At 56.6% G+C, this 18,183-nt stretch carries 17 protein-coding genes; 10 read left to right on the plus strand and 7 right to left on the minus strand.

The window, feature by feature from the left end:
- Positions 1–12: 12 nt before the first annotated feature.
- The 4 genes from MY069_RS15545 to MY069_RS15560 all read left to right on the plus strand — a co-directional run bounded on the left by MY069_RS15545 (position 13) and on the right by MY069_RS15560 (position 4,129).
- On the plus strand, positions 13–1,014 hold the full coding sequence (locus MY069_RS15545; protein WP_482794700.1) for a nicotinate-nucleotide--dimethylbenzimidazole phosphoribosyltransferase: 1,002 nt from the start codon (positions 13–15) through the stop codon (positions 1,012–1,014).
- Between the two features lie 120 nt (positions 1,015–1,134).
- Positions 1,135–2,331 (plus strand): acyl-CoA dehydrogenase family protein, encoded by a 1,197-nt coding sequence (locus MY069_RS15550; protein WP_482794701.1) that lies wholly within the window; start codon positions 1,135–1,137, stop codon positions 2,329–2,331.
- 30 nt (positions 2,332–2,361) lie between these two features.
- The gene (locus MY069_RS15555) at positions 2,362–3,519 is read left to right on the plus strand and encodes an acyl-CoA dehydrogenase family protein (protein WP_482794702.1); all 1,158 of its coding nucleotides are present in this window, start codon (positions 2,362–2,364) and stop codon (positions 3,517–3,519) included.
- 70 nt (positions 3,520–3,589) lie between these two features.
- Positions 3,590–4,129 (plus strand): hypothetical protein, encoded by a 540-nt coding sequence (locus MY069_RS15560; protein WP_482794703.1) that lies wholly within the window; start codon positions 3,590–3,592, stop codon positions 4,127–4,129.
- Here the strand turns inward: MY069_RS15560 and MY069_RS15565 are convergent, their stop codons facing one another.
- The gene (locus tag MY069_RS15565) at positions 4,130–4,705 is read right to left on the minus strand and encodes a cobalamin biosynthesis protein CobQ (RefSeq protein ID WP_482794704.1); all 576 of its coding nucleotides are present in this window, start codon (positions 4,703–4,705) and stop codon (positions 4,130–4,132) included.
- Positions 4,706–4,798: 93 nt separating this feature from the next.
- On the opposite strand from MY069_RS15565, the gene MY069_RS15570 reads away from it, so the two are divergent.
- Positions 4,799–5,596, plus strand: a complete 798-nt coding sequence (locus tag MY069_RS15570; protein ID WP_482794705.1) for a crotonase/enoyl-CoA hydratase family protein — start codon at positions 4,799–4,801, stop codon at positions 5,594–5,596.
- Here MY069_RS15570 and MY069_RS15575 read toward each other — a convergent pair whose 3' ends face one another.
- Positions 5,597–6,007, minus strand: a complete 411-nt coding sequence (locus MY069_RS15575; RefSeq protein WP_482794706.1) for an MAPEG family protein — start codon at positions 6,005–6,007, stop codon at positions 5,597–5,599.
- A 123-nt stretch (positions 6,008–6,130) separates the two neighbouring features.
- On the opposite strand from MY069_RS15575, the gene MY069_RS15580 reads away from it, so the two are divergent.
- A complete protein-coding gene (locus MY069_RS15580; protein WP_482794707.1) occupies positions 6,131–6,742 on the plus strand; it encodes a class I SAM-dependent methyltransferase in 612 nt (203 codons plus the stop codon).
- Here the strand turns inward: MY069_RS15580 and MY069_RS15585 are convergent.
- From MY069_RS15585 to MY069_RS15595, 3 genes are read right to left on the minus strand one after another with little or no spacing between them, the layout of a single operon-like run.
- Entirely contained in the window at positions 6,711–7,781 is a 1,071-nt protein-coding gene (locus tag MY069_RS15585) for a prenyltransferase/squalene oxidase repeat-containing protein (RefSeq protein WP_482794708.1), read from the minus strand. The genes MY069_RS15580 and MY069_RS15585 overlap by 32 nt on opposite strands.
- 16 nt (positions 7,782–7,797) lie before the next feature.
- Positions 7,798–8,517, minus strand: a complete 720-nt coding sequence (locus tag MY069_RS15590; protein WP_482794709.1) for a class I SAM-dependent methyltransferase — start codon at positions 8,515–8,517, stop codon at positions 7,798–7,800.
- Positions 8,511–9,806, minus strand: coding sequence for a glycosyltransferase family 4 protein (locus MY069_RS15595; protein WP_482794710.1), 1,296 nt, complete (start codon positions 9,804–9,806; stop codon positions 8,511–8,513). The genes MY069_RS15590 and MY069_RS15595 overlap by 7 nt, the downstream gene beginning before the upstream one ends.
- Before the next feature lie 251 nt (positions 9,807–10,057).
- On the opposite strand from MY069_RS15595, the gene MY069_RS15600 reads away from it, so the two are divergent.
- Together MY069_RS15600 and acs are read left to right on the plus strand one after the other, a co-directional pair.
- Positions 10,058–11,062 carry a zinc-dependent alcohol dehydrogenase family protein gene (locus MY069_RS15600; protein ID WP_482794711.1) on the plus strand — a complete coding sequence of 335 codons (1,005 nt, stop codon included), beginning with the start codon at positions 10,058–10,060 and terminating at the stop codon, positions 11,060–11,062.
- A gap of 108 nt (positions 11,063–11,170) precedes the next feature.
- Positions 11,171–13,114 carry an acetate--CoA ligase gene (gene acs / locus MY069_RS15605; protein ID WP_482794712.1) on the plus strand — a complete coding sequence of 648 codons (1,944 nt, stop codon included), beginning with the start codon at positions 11,171–11,173 and terminating at the stop codon, positions 13,112–13,114.
- On the opposite strand, the gene MY069_RS15610 is transcribed toward acs, so the two are convergent.
- Together MY069_RS15610 and xseA are read right to left on the minus strand one after the other, a co-directional pair.
- Positions 13,111–14,742: an acyl-CoA synthetase gene (locus tag MY069_RS15610; RefSeq protein WP_482794713.1), complete on the minus strand. Its 1,632-nt coding sequence runs from the start codon at positions 14,740–14,742 to the stop codon at positions 13,111–13,113. The two genes, acs and MY069_RS15610, sit on opposite strands and share 4 nt — an antisense overlap.
- Positions 14,743–14,826: 84 nt before the next feature.
- Complete coding sequence (xseA, locus tag MY069_RS15615; protein WP_482794714.1) at positions 14,827–16,368, minus strand: exodeoxyribonuclease VII large subunit; 1,542 nt, start codon at positions 16,366–16,368, stop codon at positions 14,827–14,829.
- 93 nt (positions 16,369–16,461) lie between these two features.
- On the opposite strand from xseA, the gene purD reads away from it, so the two are divergent.
- A complete protein-coding gene (gene purD / locus MY069_RS15620; RefSeq protein WP_482794715.1) occupies positions 16,462–17,751 on the plus strand; it encodes a phosphoribosylamine--glycine ligase in 1,290 nt (429 codons plus the stop codon).
- Positions 17,751–18,158, plus strand: a complete 408-nt coding sequence (locus MY069_RS15625) for an ACT domain-containing protein (RefSeq protein WP_482794716.1) — start codon at positions 17,751–17,753, stop codon at positions 18,156–18,158. The genes purD and MY069_RS15625 overlap by 1 nt, the downstream gene beginning before the upstream one ends.
- Positions 18,159–18,183: the final 25 nt, after the last annotated feature.

Raw genomic sequence — 18,183 nt, forward strand, 5'->3', positions numbered from 1 at the left:
TAAGGAATCATTGTGTCGCAAGTGGATCATGCCACCAGCCCTTTAGATGACGTGCGGGAACTCGCACGCCGCCCATCACCGGCCGACGCGCCGTCCGCGAAACGAGTCTATGACGCCCTACTTGGCATGGGGCGCGAGGGAGACTTCGGCAAACTCGGTGAAGGCGCTGCCTGGCTCGCCGAGTGGCAGCAGCGTTATCCGCCGCGTCTAGAAAAGCCGACGCTGGCTGTGTTTGCTGGCTCTCACGGCATCTCGCACCGAGGTGTTACTTTGTCTTCGAATGAGAGCACGCGCGAAAAAGTCGACGCTTTGCGAGAAGGGCGAGCGCCTTTGTCTGCGATCGCCACGCAAGTCGAAGCGAATATTCGCGTGTTCGAACTCGCCATCGATAAGCCGACGCCAAATATCGCCGAAGAGCCTGCTATGTCGGAACGCGAATGCGCGGCGACGATTGCCTATGGCTTCGAGGCCCTTGAAGGCGAGCCTGATCTGGTCGCGCTGGGCGTGATCGGGGCAGGGATCGGAACCGCCGCCGCAGCAGTTGCGTGCGCACTTTATGGTGGCGCGCCGGAATATTGGGTACGGCCGGGCCCGCAAGTGCCGTCCGAAATGAACCAACAACGCGTGGCGATTGTCAGTCAGGCGCTCAAGACCCATCGAGGAAATCTGTCAGATCCTCTAGAGGCGCTACGGTGTCTTGGCGGGCGAGAACTTGCCGCCTGTGTTGGTGCGATTATCGCGGCCCGCGCGCAGGGGATCCCGGTGCTCGTGGACGGGTTTGCGACAACCATCGCGGCGGCCGTCGTTCACGCGCTAAATCCGGATGGGATCGAGCATGTGAAAGCGGCACACGTCACCCGTCGGCCTGCGCACCAAGCAGCACTTGAACGTCTTGGGATGACCCCGCTTGCGGACTTCGAGTTCAATACGGGCGGCGGCATGGGATCTGTGGCCGCGATTGGATTGTTGCGGACCGCATGTGCGCCATTTCTGGGGCAACCAGAGCGTCCATAACCCTGCCGCGACGGCATATGGGACAAAGTGACGTTTACGTTCGCGTTAACTTGCAATCTGGGCTATGGCACGGCAAAACAAGCTATAGTCAAACAGCCGTAATTGTTGGGAAGATCCGTCATGAATCTTGAATTTTCGCCTGAAGAAGTTGCTTTTCGCGCCGAAGTTCGCGCTTTTATCGAAGAGAATTATCCAGCTGAATTGGAAGGGATGGGCGCTCGCGAAGACCTGACCCGCGATCAATTCTTGGCTTGGCACAAAGTGCTCGGTAAAAAAGGTTGGGCGGCACCAGCTTGGCCTGAAAAATATGGCGGCACCGGTTGGACCTCGACCCAACGCTACATTTGGTCTGAAGAGAATGCCCGCGTAGATGCGATGATGCCGCTGCCATTTGGCGTCTCTATGGTCGGCCCTGTGATCTACACATTCGGCAATGAAGAGCAAAAAGAGCGCTATTTGCCGAAAATCCTTTCCGGCGAAGAGTGGTGGTGTCAGGGCTATTCAGAGCCGGGCGCTGGGTCTGACCTGGCCAGCCTGAAAACAACCGCGGTTCGTGATGGCGATCATTATGTCCTCAACGGTCAAAAGACTTGGACGACGCTGGCGCAGCACGCCGATTGGGGCTTCTTCCTATGCCGCACCGACCCGAATGCGGCTAAGCCTCAAGAAGGCATTTCCTTCATCCTCGTCGATATGAATACGCCGGGCATCGAAGTTCGCCCAATCATCACGATTGATGGCGGTCATGAAGTCAATGAAGTGTGGCTGACAGACGTCCGCGTGCCGGTCGAAAACCGCGTCGGCGAAGAAAACCAAGGCTGGACTTACGCGAAATTCCTGCTCGCGCACGAGCGTTCTGGGATTGCTGGTGTTGCACGCTCGAAGCGCGGCATTGAGAAGCTTCGCAGCATTGCATCAACGGAAGTTCTGGATGGTGCACCGCTGATCAAAGACGACTCATTCGCCCGCAAGATTAGCCAACTGGAAATTGATCTGACCGCGCTTGAGTTCACAGAGTTACGGACGCTTGCGCGCGAGTCTGAAGGCAAAGGCCCAGGTCCTGAAAGCTCCATTCTGAAAGTCAAAGGCACCGAAATCCAGCAGCGCCTCACCGAGCTGACGCTCGAAGCGGTCGGCAATTATCGCGCGCCTTACTATCGCGGTTTCCCAGAAGACGGCTCAAACGAGTTCGCGATCGGACCAGACTATGCCCACCATTCAGGACCGAACTATTTCAATTTCCGGAAGACCTCGATCTATGGTGGGTCGAACGAAATTCAGCGCAACATCATCACGAAAATGATCCTGGGCCTGTAAGGGCAGCCGGGCAACAGGAGGAAAGAATAGATGGATTTTAACTTCACCGAAGAGCAGACCATGATCCGCGACAGCCTCGCGAGGCTGATCCGTGAACAGTATGACTTTGAGACACGTATGGGTGTGGTCAAAAGCGAAAGCGGTTGGCGCCCTGAAATGTGGGCGCAGTTTGCAGAACTCGGCTTGCTCATGGCGCCGTTCAGCGAAGACGATGGTGGTCTCGGTGGCGGCCCAATCGACGCCATGGTCGTGATGGAAGAATTTGGCAAAGGCCTGGTGGTCGAGCCATTTGTACCAAGTGTTGTTTGTGGCGGCGGCTTCCTGAAGCATGGCGGCACCGCGGCGCAAAAGGAAGAGCATCTGCAAGCGATTATGGGCGGGGCCTCAACCTTTGCCTTTGCTTATGCAGAACCACGAGGTCGCTACAATCTAGCTGACCTTGAAACCACAGCCAAAAAAGATGGTTCGGGCTATGTCTTGAATGGTCACAAGGCGGTCGTTATCGGTGCGCCTTGGGCTGACAAGCTGATCGTCACCGCGCGGACCGGCGGAGATCGCCGCGATGCGGGTGGTATCTCTGTGTTCATCGTCGACAAAGGCGCAGACGGCGTGACGACACGCGATTACCCGACCGTTGATGGTCGCCGCGCGTCTGAAGTGTACTTCGAAAACGTGTCTGTCGGTGCTGACGCCCTGATCGGCGCAGAAGGCGAAGGCCTGCCCCTGATCGAGCAAGTGGTGGATGAAGCCACCGCCGCCACGTGTGCCGAAGCTGTCGGTGCCATGGGCGTCGCGCATCAGATGACGGTTGAGTATTCTCGCCAGCGCAAGCAGTTCGGCACGCCAATCGGCAAGTTCCAAGTGCTGCAGCACCGCATGGTCGACATGTTCATGGAGCATGAGCAGTCGATCTCCATGACCTATATGGCCACCCTGAAACTCGGCGAAGATGCCGTGGAGCGTAAGAAAGCAGTCTCTGCCGCGAAAGTGCGCATCGGGCAGTCTGGCCGGTTCGTTGGCCAGGAATCGATCCAGATCCATGGCGGCATGGGCATGACAGAAGAGCTTGCAGTAGGACACTATTTCAAGCGCCTGACCATGATTGACAGCGAGTACGGCAATGTCGACCACCACATGCGTCGCTACACTGCGCTCAGCGCGACGGATCTGAAGGCTGCTGCTGAGTAGATCCTCTAAGAATTGACAAAAATCCCTGCCGCCCGTTCAGTGCGGCAGGGATTTTTTTATGGAGGATCTGATGTCTCGTATTGCTCTACTTGCCGCCAGCGTTTTGGCGATTGGAAACGTGGCGATGGCTCAGGATGCAGACCCGGCCCCAACACCGCCTCCGCCTTGCAGTCAGGACGAATTTAAACAGTTCGATTTTTGGCTCGGAGACTGGGAAGTCACAACATCCAAAGGTGTGGTTGCAGGCACCAACAAAATCACGCGCGAAGAGGCTGGTTGCCTCATTCTTGAGACTTGGAAATCGGCAAATGGCGGGACTGGTCAGAGTTATAATTACTATAATCCAGCGACTGAGAAGTGGCGCCAAGTTTGGGTTAGCCCGGGTCTGATGATCGATTATGAGGGCGGTTTAACTGAGTCCGGCTCGATGAAACTTGTCGGTACGGTGACCTATACCGCATCAAAGCTGGCGGCGGATTTCACTGGGGAGTGGACGCCAAATGAAGATGGCACGGTCACGCAGCATTTTGAGCAATTTGATGCGGAAACCGGCGAGTGGAACCCATGGTTCACCGGGACCTATACCCGAATTGAACCTGCATCTGAGTAATCAGCCGGGCGGCGTCCACATGAGTTGGGCGCCAAATGCTAGAATTTGGAGCGCGGCTAAAACGCCGAAGAGCGCTCGCCAGCGAACCCGTTTGAATCGCCACCAAAGCAACGCAATGCCGGCGAGAGCACACCCGGTTTCAATCCCGGCTCCGATCATTCCATTAAACCTTGGATCCCAATAGGAAACGGGTGACGCAAAGCGCCAATCACTTACCGGCCAGAAATGCCTGTGAGCGTCATCGGCATGCAGCGGGAAGTCGAGCGCTAAATGCAATAGCGCGGCGATGGCTATGATCCAGAGGGTTGGCCAACGTCGCCAGAGCGCCAAGATGAACAAAAGGCCAAATAGAACGAATGAGTTCGAGATCGCACTGAGCGTTTGCCAAGGCTCATTCCAATATTGCACATTCCACGTCTCATCGCCGCTCCAGCCTTGCAAACGGCTCCACGCGAAGAACACAAACATTGACGCATCCGGTAAAATAGCGCCGATCAGCACCGCCCAGTTTCGCCGCGGTGATGCCGGACGAGACAGGGCCGCCGAGGCGATGACCATATGGGCGATTGTGTTCATGCGCCCAATCCGCACAGGACTTGCCGCGAAGCAAGTGGTGACAGCGCTACTTTGGTCTGTAAAAGCAAAACAAAGTTCTGGAGGAGCCCCCTTATGTCCGTGATCAAACTCGAAAAAAACGGTTCAATCGCAACCCTAACATTGACCCGACCGGAGATGATGAATGCGCTGGGCCAGGAAGGGGACGGCGCAGCGGTTGCTGACGCCTGCGCAGAGATTGAGGCTGATCCCGCCATTCGTGTGGCCATCTTGACCGGCGAAGGACGCGCCTTTTCCGCAGGCGGCGATGTCAAAGCGATGCGCGACCGCACGGGCGCCTTTGCAGGATCACCTTATAGCGTCCGCGAAGGATATCGCCGGAATATCCATCGGATCGTGAAATCCCTCTATAATCTCGAGACACCTTTGATTGCTGCCGTGAATGGCGCGGCGATCGGGCTTGGGTGCGATGTCGCGTGTATGGCCGATGTTCGGATTGCCTCCGACAAAGCCAAATTTGGCGTCACCTTCCTCAAGCTGGGCCTGATCCCGGGAGATGGCGGCGCTTGGCTCCTGCCGCGGATTATTGGCGCCAGTCGCGCGGCAGAATTGCTGTTCACCGGCGATGTCATTGACGCTGCCACAGCTGCGGAGTGGGGTCTCATCTCTCGCGCGGTGCCAGGTGATACGCTCATGGATGAGGCGATGGCGCTGGCCACACGCATGGCAGGACAACCGCCACAAAGTCTACGCGTTGCCAAAACCTTGCTGCGTCACGGCACGACGGCGAGCTATGACACGATCATGGAAATGTCTGCCGCGGCACAGTCGATGATGCACCACACAGAGGATCACATTGAAGGCGTCAATGCGATCCTCGAGAAGCGTGCGCCCACCTTCGAAGGCAAATAATCAGAGGGCTTGTGAGATCACCAAGCCGGACAAAATCAGTCCGCCCAGATAGGTGATGAGTGCAGCGATTGCTTTTAAGATGTGTGGTTTTTCGAGCGTGCTGCAAATCAAGAATCCAAGCGCGTGGATAAATCGTGCAGCGGTGACGGCGATGATGGTCCAGGTGACGAGACCGCCTAGATCGCGCCCGGCATAAGCGAAGCCAACAACCAAAAAGAGGGCGATGAGAAGCCCAGCATATTCTGCAGAGTTTCCGTGCGCGCGCTGAGCTTTTGCCATCGCCGAGCTCGGCTCTAATGGGGCATTATAAGCGATCGTATTGCTTGAGCCGCGTTGTACGCTCGTCCAGAACGCAAGCAATAGGGTGAGGATCACAAGGCTAGCGGAACAGATCAGAATGGTTGTGTGCATTTTTTTGCCTCCCGTTTTCTGTGCGTCCAATGTAAAGCGGTTCGCATGATCAGCAAAGGAAGCCCTTATGCTGATTGAAATAGAGGCAATTCGCTTTGATGCAGAATTTGTGGAGCCTGCTGAATGAAACTTCCTATCGATTTGTCTGAGGTCAAAGGCTTTTTGGATCCTTTGGAAGGCGAAGCACTGCACGCCGCTGCCGTGCAACAATCCAAATTCGGTCCGTGTTTGGAGATTGGCGGTTATTGCGGAAAATCCTCCGTCTATATCGGCGTCGCTTGTCAGGCGCAGGGCGAACTTCATTTCTCCATCGACCATCATCGAGGGTCTGAGGAAAATCAGCCTGGCTGGGAGTATTTCGACGAAGAGGTATGGGACGAAGCCGCTGAGGCGGTCGACACGTTGCCATTCTTCCGCCGAACCGTTCGCCAAGCGGGTCTGGAAGGAACGGTGGTGCCGATTGTCGGGCGGTCGATTGATATCGCCAGACGCTGGAAGACGCCGCTCAGCCTACTCTTTATCGATGGCGGGCATACGATGGAGCACGCGCTGAACGACTATCGCGGCTGGACGCGTCACCTTATGCCGGGCGGGCTCCTCGCCATTCATGATGTGTTTCCTGATCCTGCAGATGGTGGGCGCCCGCCGTTTGAGATTTATCAGCGCGCGCTTGCGTCAGATCTCTATGTCGAAGAGCAAGCGATTAAGAGCCTGCGGATATTGCGGCGGGTTTGAGCAGGGCGCGCGTGAGCACGCTGCTTGCCGGTGATGTGCCCTGTAGGGCGTCAGCAGCCAAAACAACGGCGGCCTGGGTCCAGCTCGGCTGTTCACGCGGCCAGACAATGTCTTCGTCTATTTGATGCCCCATCCAGAACACACCCTGATCGTCTCGCACCTTTAATAGCGTTGAGAAGAGTTTGAGAGCATCGGTTCTGAGGTTTGCCGAAACAAGCGCAAGGACAAGCTCGGCCGTTTCAGCAACGGTGATCCAGGGTTCGTCCGAAACGCACCGGCAGCCATGCCCATCGATCACGAATTTTGACCAAGAATGTTCCAGTCTTAGCTTGCTCTCATATTCGTCAAACACGCCCGCAAGGACCGGATAATACCAATCCATCGCGAACCGTGCGCCGGTTTGGCGTCGATCAAATCGCTCTGGTGAATGCCTTAGGGCATCGCGCAGTTGGCGTTGCGCGCGCCGCCAATTGGGTTTGTCTGCGCCAAACACTTCAGCCAAAAACAGTCCGCATTCGAGGCTTTTGAGAATGGAGGCATTGCCGGCAAGCAGGGCATCATCTTCATCCGTACCGACCGCTTCTAGCGCCCAGGAAATCGTGCCCTCTGGCCTTTGTAGTGAAATGACAAAGTCGAGGGCCCGTTCCACCATTGGCCACCAGCGCTGCGCCTCTTGTGTTCGATCTGTCGCTTTTAGAAAGTGTGCGAGACCAACCGCCGGATACGCGCAAAAGTTTGAGTCCAAGAATGCCGGAGCGGGTTCGCGGCTGATGAAATCGCGATCAACCATCGGCAGGCAATTGCCATATTCGCCAAACCAAGCGCCATCTTCGCGTTGTGTTTCGGCGAGATAGTCGAATGCGCGCGCCGCGGCATCGAACTCCCTAGCGATGGTCAGCGCCATAGCGCTTTCTGTATGGTTCCACGGATCCCATGGGCCGCGCTCGAACCAAGCGATGGCGCCGTCATCTCTTTGTATCTCGAGAATGCGATCAATTGCTGGCCGCAGATTAGCGAGCGTTTGATCGGTGTCAGTCAAGAACGATCCGTCCATTTCAGGCCTCGCTCTCGTGGAAATACATGACCAGGCTTTTGCCCATGAAGGGCGAGGTCACAGTGTCCAGGGCGCGGGTCAACCAAGGGCGCTTCATCAGGTCCCAGACCAGAAAATCATGATAGGCTTTCACCGCCGGGTGATCGTCTTGACGCTCCCAGAAGGCGCATTTCAGCCACCAATAGGGGGCGTGGATGCCGTGGGCATGGTGGCGTTTGAACATTTTGAAGCCGCGTCGCTCGATAGAGGCTTTGAGATCGACTTCATCAAAGATCCGAATATGACCGCCGGGCTGGAAAGCGTATCCATTTGGCGGCGGGGCGAGTTGCCAACAAATCCGCTCTGGCCAGGCATGTGGGACCGTGATGCAAAGCTTGCCTGAAGGTTTCAGGACACGACGCATTTCGCGGATCGCAGCGTCATAGTCTGGAAGGTGCTCAAGCACTTCGGAGCAAATGACGGCATCAAACGTATCGTCCTCAAACCGCAAAGCCGTCGCGTCGCCGGTTTCAAACCTGGTTTGGGAGTCGGTCTCAGGCTTGGGTAACCAAACCAGGCCCTCTTCAGCTTTCTTGAGAGACGGCTCATCCAGATCGACGCCATAAATATCGAGGCCGCCTAACATGTACAGGCCATGGACATGGCGACCTTCACCGCAACCAAGGTCGAGCACTTTGTCGCCAGGTGATAGACCGAGATGTTTCAGGCGCGCGGTCAGCATTGTGCCGCCATCGCAGTATGGAAAAAGTCCAAATATTTCGGCGCGATATTGTCCCAGTTAAATTGGGCTTGCGCGTGTTTGAGGCAGGCCTGCGCTGTCTCAGCCCGTCGCTCTGGATTGGAGATGAGCGCGTCAATGGCATCAGCCAGCGCAACCGGGTCGCCTTTCGGAACAACAATACCCGCCTTGCCAGCGACTTCGGGCAGGGCGCCACCATCGGTCACCACAACAGGGGTCCCGCAACTCATCGCCTCGGCCGCGGGCAAACCGAACCCTTCATACAGTGACGGGGTTACGGCGACCGTCGCACTGCGAAATTCGTCGGCCAATTCTTCACGTGTGAGATCACTTTTGAACTCTATCCGGTCTTTAAGACCGAATTTGAGGATCGCGTTCCGCGCGAGCCCTTTGCGGAGTTTGCCGATCACTGTGAGTTTCAGCTCGGGATGGGTGTCCAAGAGTTTGTGGTACGCCTCGACCAGAATATGCAATCCCTTGAGCGGCGTATCCGCGCTGGCCGTTGTGATGATCTTATCTGTGGCTATCGCGGTCTTCGGATTGGGGCAGAAGGTTTGTTGGTCGACGCCCAGCGAAATGGGATGAATGCGCTCGGGGGCAACACCAAACTCGCTGACAATATCAGCCTTTGCATGTTCAGACGGGCAAGTGATCGCGGGAAGTTTGCGGGCGACTTTGATCTGCATTTTGACGAATGAATACCATCGCCGCGCAAGCCACCGGTGTTTCCAGTCTGGCGCCGCCTCGACAGCGAGCTTCAGATCTCGCGTGATTGGGTGATGGATCATTGTGGTCAGAGGCAAATCGAGACGGTGGTGGATCCTGCCAATGCCGTGCGCCAGCGTTTGATTGTCGAGCACGATATCGTACTTGCCGCGATGGCGCTTCAAATATTGATAAGCCCTCTGGCCAAAGGTGAAGGGCTCAACAAATTTGCCTGAGAGATGACCGACATACTCATATGTGTCGGTTGGGCTCAATAAATGCCGTGGGCGCAGTTCATAGTGGCCATGATGCGGTTTCGAAAACAGATCCAGCGAGGGCAGTTTGACCAAATTTACGTCCGCACTGAGCGTTGGATAAGGCGGACCGGAAACGACATCTACCTGGGCACCCGCCTTGGCCAGCGCGCTGCTCAAATAGTCGACATAGACGCCTTGGCCGCCGACTTTTGGATCAGATCGGTAAGACAGAAGGCAAATGCGCAAGCGATCATCGCTCCGCGCTTGATCGCGCGGCATGATCTGCGTCTGTTTGGTCAAATCCAGCATCGGATTACACGGCCCCGGGTTTCAGTTGTCGGCTAATCACAATTGGCACGGCGAGTGCAATCAATACTTCTAAACAAGTGCAGCTAAAAAACTGATCGACCGCTGCCATTTGCGGCAGCTTTGCGAACAAACGCTTATTTTCCAGGGATGTGTGGTCCGACATAAATTGGGTCACTTAACTCTTTGACCTGCAGTTCCCTTGACTTCCCTAGCGTCTGTCCACGGACCGGATGCAAAAAAGAGGAAACCCGATGAAAGTTGCTGCCGTTAAGAAACCTGGTGGACCAGGCAATCTGATCATTGAAGAGCGTCCTGATCCCGTGGCGGGCTCGGGTGAAGTATTGGTGCGCATTCACGCCTCATCGCTGAACTATCATGACTTCATCGTCGTCATGGGCGGAATTCCGACCGATGATGGACGGATCCCAATGTCAGATGGGGCCGGGGAAGTTGTTGCGATTGGCGACGGCGTCACCAAGTTTAAACCGGGCGACAAAGTCCTCAGCCTGTTTTTCCCAGATTGGCAGAAAGGCAGCATAGACGCGCTCGGTTTTGGCGGTGTGCCCGGCGACGGCGCTGATGGATTTGCTGCCGAATTGGTGGCGATGCCAGAGACAGCGTTTACGCGCATGCCTGAGGGATATTCATATACAGAAGCTGCGACCCTGCCCTGCGCGGCGCTGACAGCGTGGCGGGGTATGTTCGTTGAAGGCTCGGTCAAGCCCGGCGATTGGGTGCTGACGCAAGGCACAGGCGGCGTGTCTGTTTTTGCGCTGCAATTTGCGAAAGCCGCTGGAGCACGGGTGATTTCAACCTCATCCTCAGACGCAAAACTGGAACGGATGAAAGAGCTCGGCGCCGACCACGTCATCAATTACAAAGAGACACCCGAATGGGGTAAAAAGGCTCTCGAACTGACTCGCGGGCGTGGCGTGGACGAGGTGGTCGAGATTGGCGGTCCGGGGACAATGGCGCAGTCTATCCAGGCGTGTCGTGTCGGCGGACATATTTCTTTGATTGGTGTTCTCACTGGTGTTTCTGGTGAAGTTCCGACGGCAGCATTCTTCTCGAAGAACCTGACCATGTCGGGAATTACGGTTGGTTCTGCGGAACATCAGGAAGATATGATCGCCGCGATCGAAGCCTCGCAGATTAAGCCTGTCTTGGACAAAGACTTTCCGCTTGATCAAATTGCGGAAGCCTTTGCTCATCAAGCGAGCCAGCAGCACTTTGGCAAAATCACGCTCTCGTTCTGATGATTCCTTTGGTGCAATTCGCAAAACGCGGATGCGATTGGCTTTACCTAGGCCAACAAATCCGCATTGTAGGCGTGTGACTTTTTCAGCTCAGCGGAGCCTTTGTAGATGACTGACCTAAAGACCTATCCTGTCCCTTCTGATTTCGCCGCGAAGGCCAATCTAACTCCAGAAAAGTATCGCGAGATGTACGCCGCTTCGATCGCGAATCCCGAAGCATTCTGGGCAGAGCAAGGCCAGCGGCTGGACTGGTCGAAGCCTTATACCAGGGTCAAAGACGTCTCTTGGGATAAGTCTGATCTGCACGTGCGTTGGTATTCAGATGGCGAGCTGAATGTCGCTTACAATTGTATCGACCGCCATCTCGCGACGCGCGGCGATAAAGTTGCGCTGATCTGGGAAGGTGATGATCCCAGCGATGCGGCGACGGTGACCTATAAACAGCTGCATAGGGCTGTCTGCCGGTTTGCCAATGTTCTGAAAGATATGGGCGTTCAAAAGGGCGACCGGGTCACGATCTATATGCCGATGATCCTCGAGGCGGCTTACGCGATGCTCGCCTGCGCGCGGATTGGTGCCGTTCATTCCATCGTGTTTGGGGGGTTCAGCCCAGAGGCATTGGCCGGGCGGATCACAGACTGCGACAGCAAATTCATGATCACCGCGGATGAAGGCATTCGGGGCGGGCGGATCGTGCCATTGAAGAAGAATGCGGATGCGGCCTGCGATCTTGCTGGCGGCATGGTCGAGAAGGTCCTGGTCGTGCGCCGGACCGGCAATCAGGTCGACATGAAAGCAGGTCGCGATATCTGGCTGCATGAGGCGGGCGCAGACGTCAGCGCCGATTGCCCGCCAGAGCCGATGAATGCCGAAGACCCGCTTTTCATTCTCTATACGTCAGGCTCGACCGGAAAACCGAAAGGCGTGCTTCACACGACGGGCGGCTATTTGGTCTGGGCCTCGATCACCCATGAATATGTCTTCGATCTCAAAGAAGATGACGTCTATTGGTGCTCCGCTGATGTCGGTTGGGTGACTGGGCATAGCTATATTGTCTATGGCCCGCTCGCCAATGGCGCGACGAGCATGATGTTTGAGGGCGTGCCAACCTATCCCGATGCCAGCCGGTTCTGGCAGGCCTGCGACAAGCATGGCGTGACGATTTTCTACACTGCGCCAACTGCGATCCGCGCGCTGATGCGGGAAGGCGATGGACCGGTGAAATCCACGAGCCGATCCACCATCCGTTTGCTTGGCTCTGTCGGTGAGCCGATCAATCCGGAAGCCTGGGAATGGTATTATCACACGGTTGGCGAAGGCCGCTGCCCGATTGTCGACACCTATTGGCAGACCGAGACGGGTGCCTGCATGATGGTGCCGCTGCCCGGCGCGACCGATCAGAAACCTGGCGCCGCCAGCCATCCTTTCTTTGGGATCGAACCGAAACTGGTAGATGCCGAAGGCGTGGAGCTTCACGGCGCGACAGAAGGCAATCTCATTATCACCAATAGCTGGCCGGGCCAAATGCGCACCGTTTATGGTGACCATCAGCGCTTCGCGGACACGTATTTCTCAACCTATCCCGGCAACTATTTTACTGGCGATGGCTGTAAACGAGACGCGGACGGGTTCTACTGGATCACAGGCCGGGTTGATGATGTCATCAACGTCTCTGGCCACCGCATGGGGACCGCTGAAGTCGAAAGCTCGCTGGTTGCGCATGATGCTGTCGCTGAAGCTGCTGTGGTTGGTTATCCGCACGACATTAAGGGGCAGGGCATTTATGCTTATGTCACGCCGGTGGCCGGCATTGAGGCAAGCGACGAGCTGAAAAAGAGCCTTGTCCAACATGTCCGCACCGAGATTGGCCCAATTGCTAGCCCGGACCTCATTCAGTTCGCGACGGGACTGCCAAAAACACGCTCCGGCAAAATCATGCGCCGGATTTTGCGCAAGATCGCAGAAAATCAGTTCGATAATCTCGGCGACACCTCAACCCTGGCTGAACCGGAAGTCGTGCAGGATCTGATCGATAATCGGCAGAACCGTTAGGACGCTTCAATCCCGAGCGCTTCGAAGGCGAGCGTTCGAATGCGCTTATAGTCTGCTTTGCCGTTCGGGGCGCGTTTGAGGTCATCTGCAAACAGGACGCGTTTCGGAGCTTTATAGGGCGCGAGCTTTGTCCGCACGAAGGCGCGTAGCTCATCCTCTTCAGCGCTGGCGCCATCGGCGAGTTCGACCACGCCCGTGACCGCTTGGCCCCATTTGTCATCTGGCACACCGACCACGAGCGCATCCCGAACCGCATCATGTTCTTTTAGCGCTTCTTCGACTTCTTCGGGATAAATCTTTTCGCCCGCAGAGTTGATGCAATTGGAGCCGCGCCCGAGCAGGGTGAGCGTTCCGTCTGCTGCGACTTTGCACCAATCGCCGGGGATTGCGTAACGGACGCCATTGATCGTTTTGAACGTTTTGGCGCTTTTCGCTTCGTCTTTGTAATAGCCGAGTGGCACGGCACCGCCGCGGGCAATGAGGCCGGTTTCATCCGATCCGGGCTCAATCTCGCGGCCGTCTTCAGAGAAGACTTTGCAATGCTGTCCAATTTCAAATTTGGCGGTCTCAACCACGCCATCTGCTGTGGTGACGGACATGCCGAAGCCCACCGCCTCGGAGGCGCCGAAGCTGTCCATCAGAGCGACTTGCGGAATGTGCTTAATCAGGCCGCGTTTTACTTCCATGCTCCACATCACGCCAGACGAGGTGATCGAGTTGACGCTAGATAGATCGTATTTGCCCGGCGCCTCTTCGAGCACTTTCAACATCGGCTTCGCAAACGCGTCGCCGACAATCGCCATTGCCGTCACGCCATTTTTGGCAACCGTCGCCCATAGCTCTTCCGGAATAAATTTGGCTTTGGTCTCGAGCGTGACAATTGCGCCGCCATTCAGAAAGGCGCCAAGCGCCGTGAATAGACCCGTGCCATGCATCAATGGGCAGGCGGGCAATTGCCGGCCGAGTTTCCCAACCTCATTGACGAAAGCGCGATGTTCTTCCCAATTCTCCGGCGCGGCGCCATAGATCCGGCGCATGCCATCCAGATTAGCGTCGCGCCAAATTTGATGCGACCACATCACGCCCTTGGGCATGCCGGTCGTGCCGCCCGTGTATAGGAACATCTGATCGTCCCCAGAGCGTTCAATATCCAACGGCGCGCCATTGCCGTTTGAGGCAAGTGTTTCATACGCAATCGCAAAGTCTGGCGCGGCATCGGTGCCGCCGACTTCGACCCAGATTTTGACTGCCGGTAAGCGATCTTTCACCCGCACAACATTCTCGCGGAACTCGATATCGTAGAGCACAACCGTGCTGTCCGAGTTGTCGATGATGTAGACGAGCTCATCATCGAGATAGCGATAATTGACATTCACATGCGTCAGCCGCGCTTTGAAGCTAGCGGCTAGGCCTTCCATATATTCCGGCTGGTTGCGCATATAGAACCCGATCTTGTCGCCGACCGCGGCACCATTAGCGAGCAGCCATCGCGCGACATTGTTCGAGCGCGCTGTCATTTCTGGCCAAGAGACGATCCGGTCACCGTGAATGAGGGCCGGATTGTCGGGCCCTAAATGTGCACCATTGTCGTCGAGTAGATCACCGAAATTCCAAATCGTTTTGGCCATTTTGGCTCTTCCTCCCAATTGTCTTTGGCCAACCATAGCAAGCCAATTCAATGAGAGTAGGGCCTCCGCGAGGGCAATCTTGGATTAGAAGAGGCTGCCTTGGTCGGAGCCGTCGGTTTTGGGGAGCGACTTTGCTGGGCTTGGCTTCGCCTCTTTTTTTTGTGACCCGGAAGGACTGAGCTGAATTTCCCCATCCGAGAGTGTCAGGTCCACGTCTTGCGCGCTGGCAACTTGTTTGACGGTTCTGAGCACTTTGCCATTGGTGTCGCGGACAATGGCGTAGCCGCGTTTCAGGGTCGCCTGATAGGAGAGTGTTTCTAGTAATTTCTCCTCAGAGGCGAATGCCTGCTGTTTCGCATTTAAGATCCGGTCGAGTGCAGGGCGCGCGCGCCGGGCGGTATCTGTTAGCGCTTTGCGGGCACGCCGTGTGTCGGTGACCAGTGGCTCTGGGCGTAGGCGTGAGGCCGCGCGCGTGAACTCAACTCGCTTATTAGAAGCCGCTTTAGACAGTCCCGCAGCCAGTCTGGCGGAGAAGGCTTGCAAATTGGCCTGTTTCTCCAAGACGATTTGCCTTGGGCTGATCAAGCCAGCGCTAACCGTATCGAGCCGCGCGCGGCGGTGCTGCACCATGGCCCGCAAGGCACGGGGCAACCGATCGCCGATCGTATCAAAGCGCTGGCGTTTGGGTTCTAGCAATCGTTCGGCCCGCGGCAGTCGGGTTGCTTGAACCCGTTCTGCGCCGCGGCGGATATTGCGCACCAAAGCGCGTTTCAGGCGCTGGCCGATATCATCAAGCTGTAATTGCAATTCAGAGCGGACCGGCACGGCAATCTCGGCAGCACCGGTCGGCGTCGGTGCGCGGGCATCGGAGACATAGTCGATCAGGGTCGTATCGGTTTCATGGCCGACAGCAGAGATCAGCGGGATCTCGCTCTCGAAGGCCGCACGGACGACGTCTTCTTCATTGAACGGCCACAAGTCTTCGATCGATCCGCCGCCGCGGCCAACGATCAGCACGTCGGGGCGATCAGCGCCTGTCATTGCGTTGAACCCGCGAATGGCCGCGGTAATTTGCGGTGCAGCCGTGTCGCCTTGAACGAGGGCCGGCCAGAGGATGACACGGACCGGAAAGCGATCGCGAATTCGGTGCAAGATGTCCCGAATAACGGCGCCGGTGGGTGAAGTCACAACGCCGACCGTGGCCGGTAAGAAGGGCAGCTTCTTTTTGTGCTTGGGGTCAAACAGACCTTCGGCTGCGAGCTTTTTCTTACGCTCTTCGAGCAGCGCCATCAGCGCGCCGACGCCGGCCGGACGCAAACTGTCAGCTATCAATTGGTAGTTAGAACGGCCAGGGTAGGTGGAAAGGCGGCCCGTGGCGATCACTTCGAGGCCTTCTTCGGGGCGGAAGGGCAAGCGCGAAACTTGGCCTTTCCACATGATCGTGTTCAGGACCGCTTTGTCGTCCTTGAGGTCGGCATACATGTGCCCGGACCGAGCAATGGTCACACGACCGAGCTCACCACGAACGCGGACATGATCATAAGCGGTCTCAATCGTCCGCTTCAGCGCAGCGGAGAGTTCCGTCACGGAGAGTTCGGGGAGATTGGAAGTTGAGGAATCGACCATGCATTCTCCTTAGCTTCACATTCGCCGCGCGTCATCCTGCATCCGCGGCCTGGGGCTTGATCTTGTCAGGCACAAGGTGCATGGGCTGGCGCCATGAAAATACTTGTTGTTGGATCTGGCGGCCGCGAACACGCCTTGGCTTGGAAAATCAAGCAATCAGCCATTGTGGATGAAGTCTTCTGTGCGCCAGGTAATCCCGGCATCGATGAAATCGGTCCGTGTTTTGATGTTGATCCAACCGATCTGCACAAGATGCAGGAATTGGTGTTGCAGCTCTCGCCCGACCTGGTCGTGATTGGCCCGGAAGCGCCGTTGGCGGCCGGCCTCTCTGATGCGCTCCGGGCGCGCGGCTTTGATGTCTTCGGTCCAAGCGAAAAAGCGGCGCAGCTCGAATCCTCTAAAGGCTTCTCAAAAGACGTGATGAAGCGGTTCGATATTCCAACCGCGGCCTATGGAAGGTTCACGGATCTCACTGAGGCGCTCGATTTCCTCGAGACCATGAGCCCGCCCTATGTGATCAAAGCCGACGGCCTCGCTGCAGGTAAAGGCGTGGTCATCTGTGACGCGCTTGAAGACGCCGAAAACGAAGTCGAAGCGATGATGACCGGCAAATTCGGCGACGCGTCATCCGAAATCGTCATCGAAGAGTTCATGGAAGGCGAAGAAGCCTCGATTTTCGTGCTGACGGATGGCGATGGCGCGATCTATTTGCCGCCCGCCCAAGATCATAAGCGCGTTGGCGACGGCGATACCGGCCCGAATACAGGTGGCATGGGCGCTTATGCGCCTGCGCCTGTTGTCGATGCGCGGATGATGGAGTTGGTGCAGACCCTGATCGTCGAGCCGCTCCTCTCCGGCATGGCGGAAGACGATATGCCCTATCAAGGCGTGCTTTATGTGGGGATCATGGTGACGGAGACCGGCCCGAAAGTGGTTGAGTTCAATGCGCGCTTTGGCGACCCGGAATGCCAGGTCCTGATGGCCGGTTTGCCGGGCGATATCGTTCCAGCGCTACTCACATGCGCAACAGGTGGCCTGGTTCACGGCCACCGCGAGATCGCTGAAATGATGGGCGTCAATCGCTTCCAGCCGAGCGCATGCGTTGTCATGGCGACCGAAGGCTATCCTGAATCCTATCCCAAAGGCTCGATCATTGAAGGCGTCGATGCGGCCAATGCGGTTGAAGACGTCACTGTCTTTCATGCCGGGACGGACAAGGATAGCGATCAGAAACTGATTGCGGTTGGCGGGCGTGTGCTCGGCGTCACGGCGGTCGGCGACGATCTCAAAGAAGCTATTTCGAAAGCCTATGCCGGCGTCGATAAAATTGACTGGCCGCAAGGCTTTAACCGCAAGGACATTGGCTGGCGGGCGCTGAAATAGTGGCGGAGTCAGACCTCTCAACGCTGCTTTCAACGCTCGAAGTTATTCGGCGAGACGGCGTCTGGCGGTTTGAAACCATCAATAAGGATGCGGCCTCTTGGGCGGACTTGGTCAATTTGCGGCAGGTTCGCGACGTGGCCATGCTGTTCCAAGAGAGCGAAGGTCTGACGGTGATCACGTCTGCGGATGACAAGACGCCGCAAGACAATCGTTGGGCTTGGCTGGAGCTAAGCGTCTATTCCGATCTTCAAGCGGTGGGTTTCCTCGCCAAAGTCTCCGCAGCGCTGTCGGATGCAGGTGTGCCGTGCAATGCCGTCGCGGCCTATCATCATGACCATATTTTTGTGCCTGAAACGAAGGCAGAAGCCGCGATCACGGCGATTCAGGCGTTGAGAGCATCAGCCTAACCCTGCGTCTGACTTGTCCCATGCG

It is taken from the genome of Hyphomonas sp. ske169 (assembly GCF_056850855.1).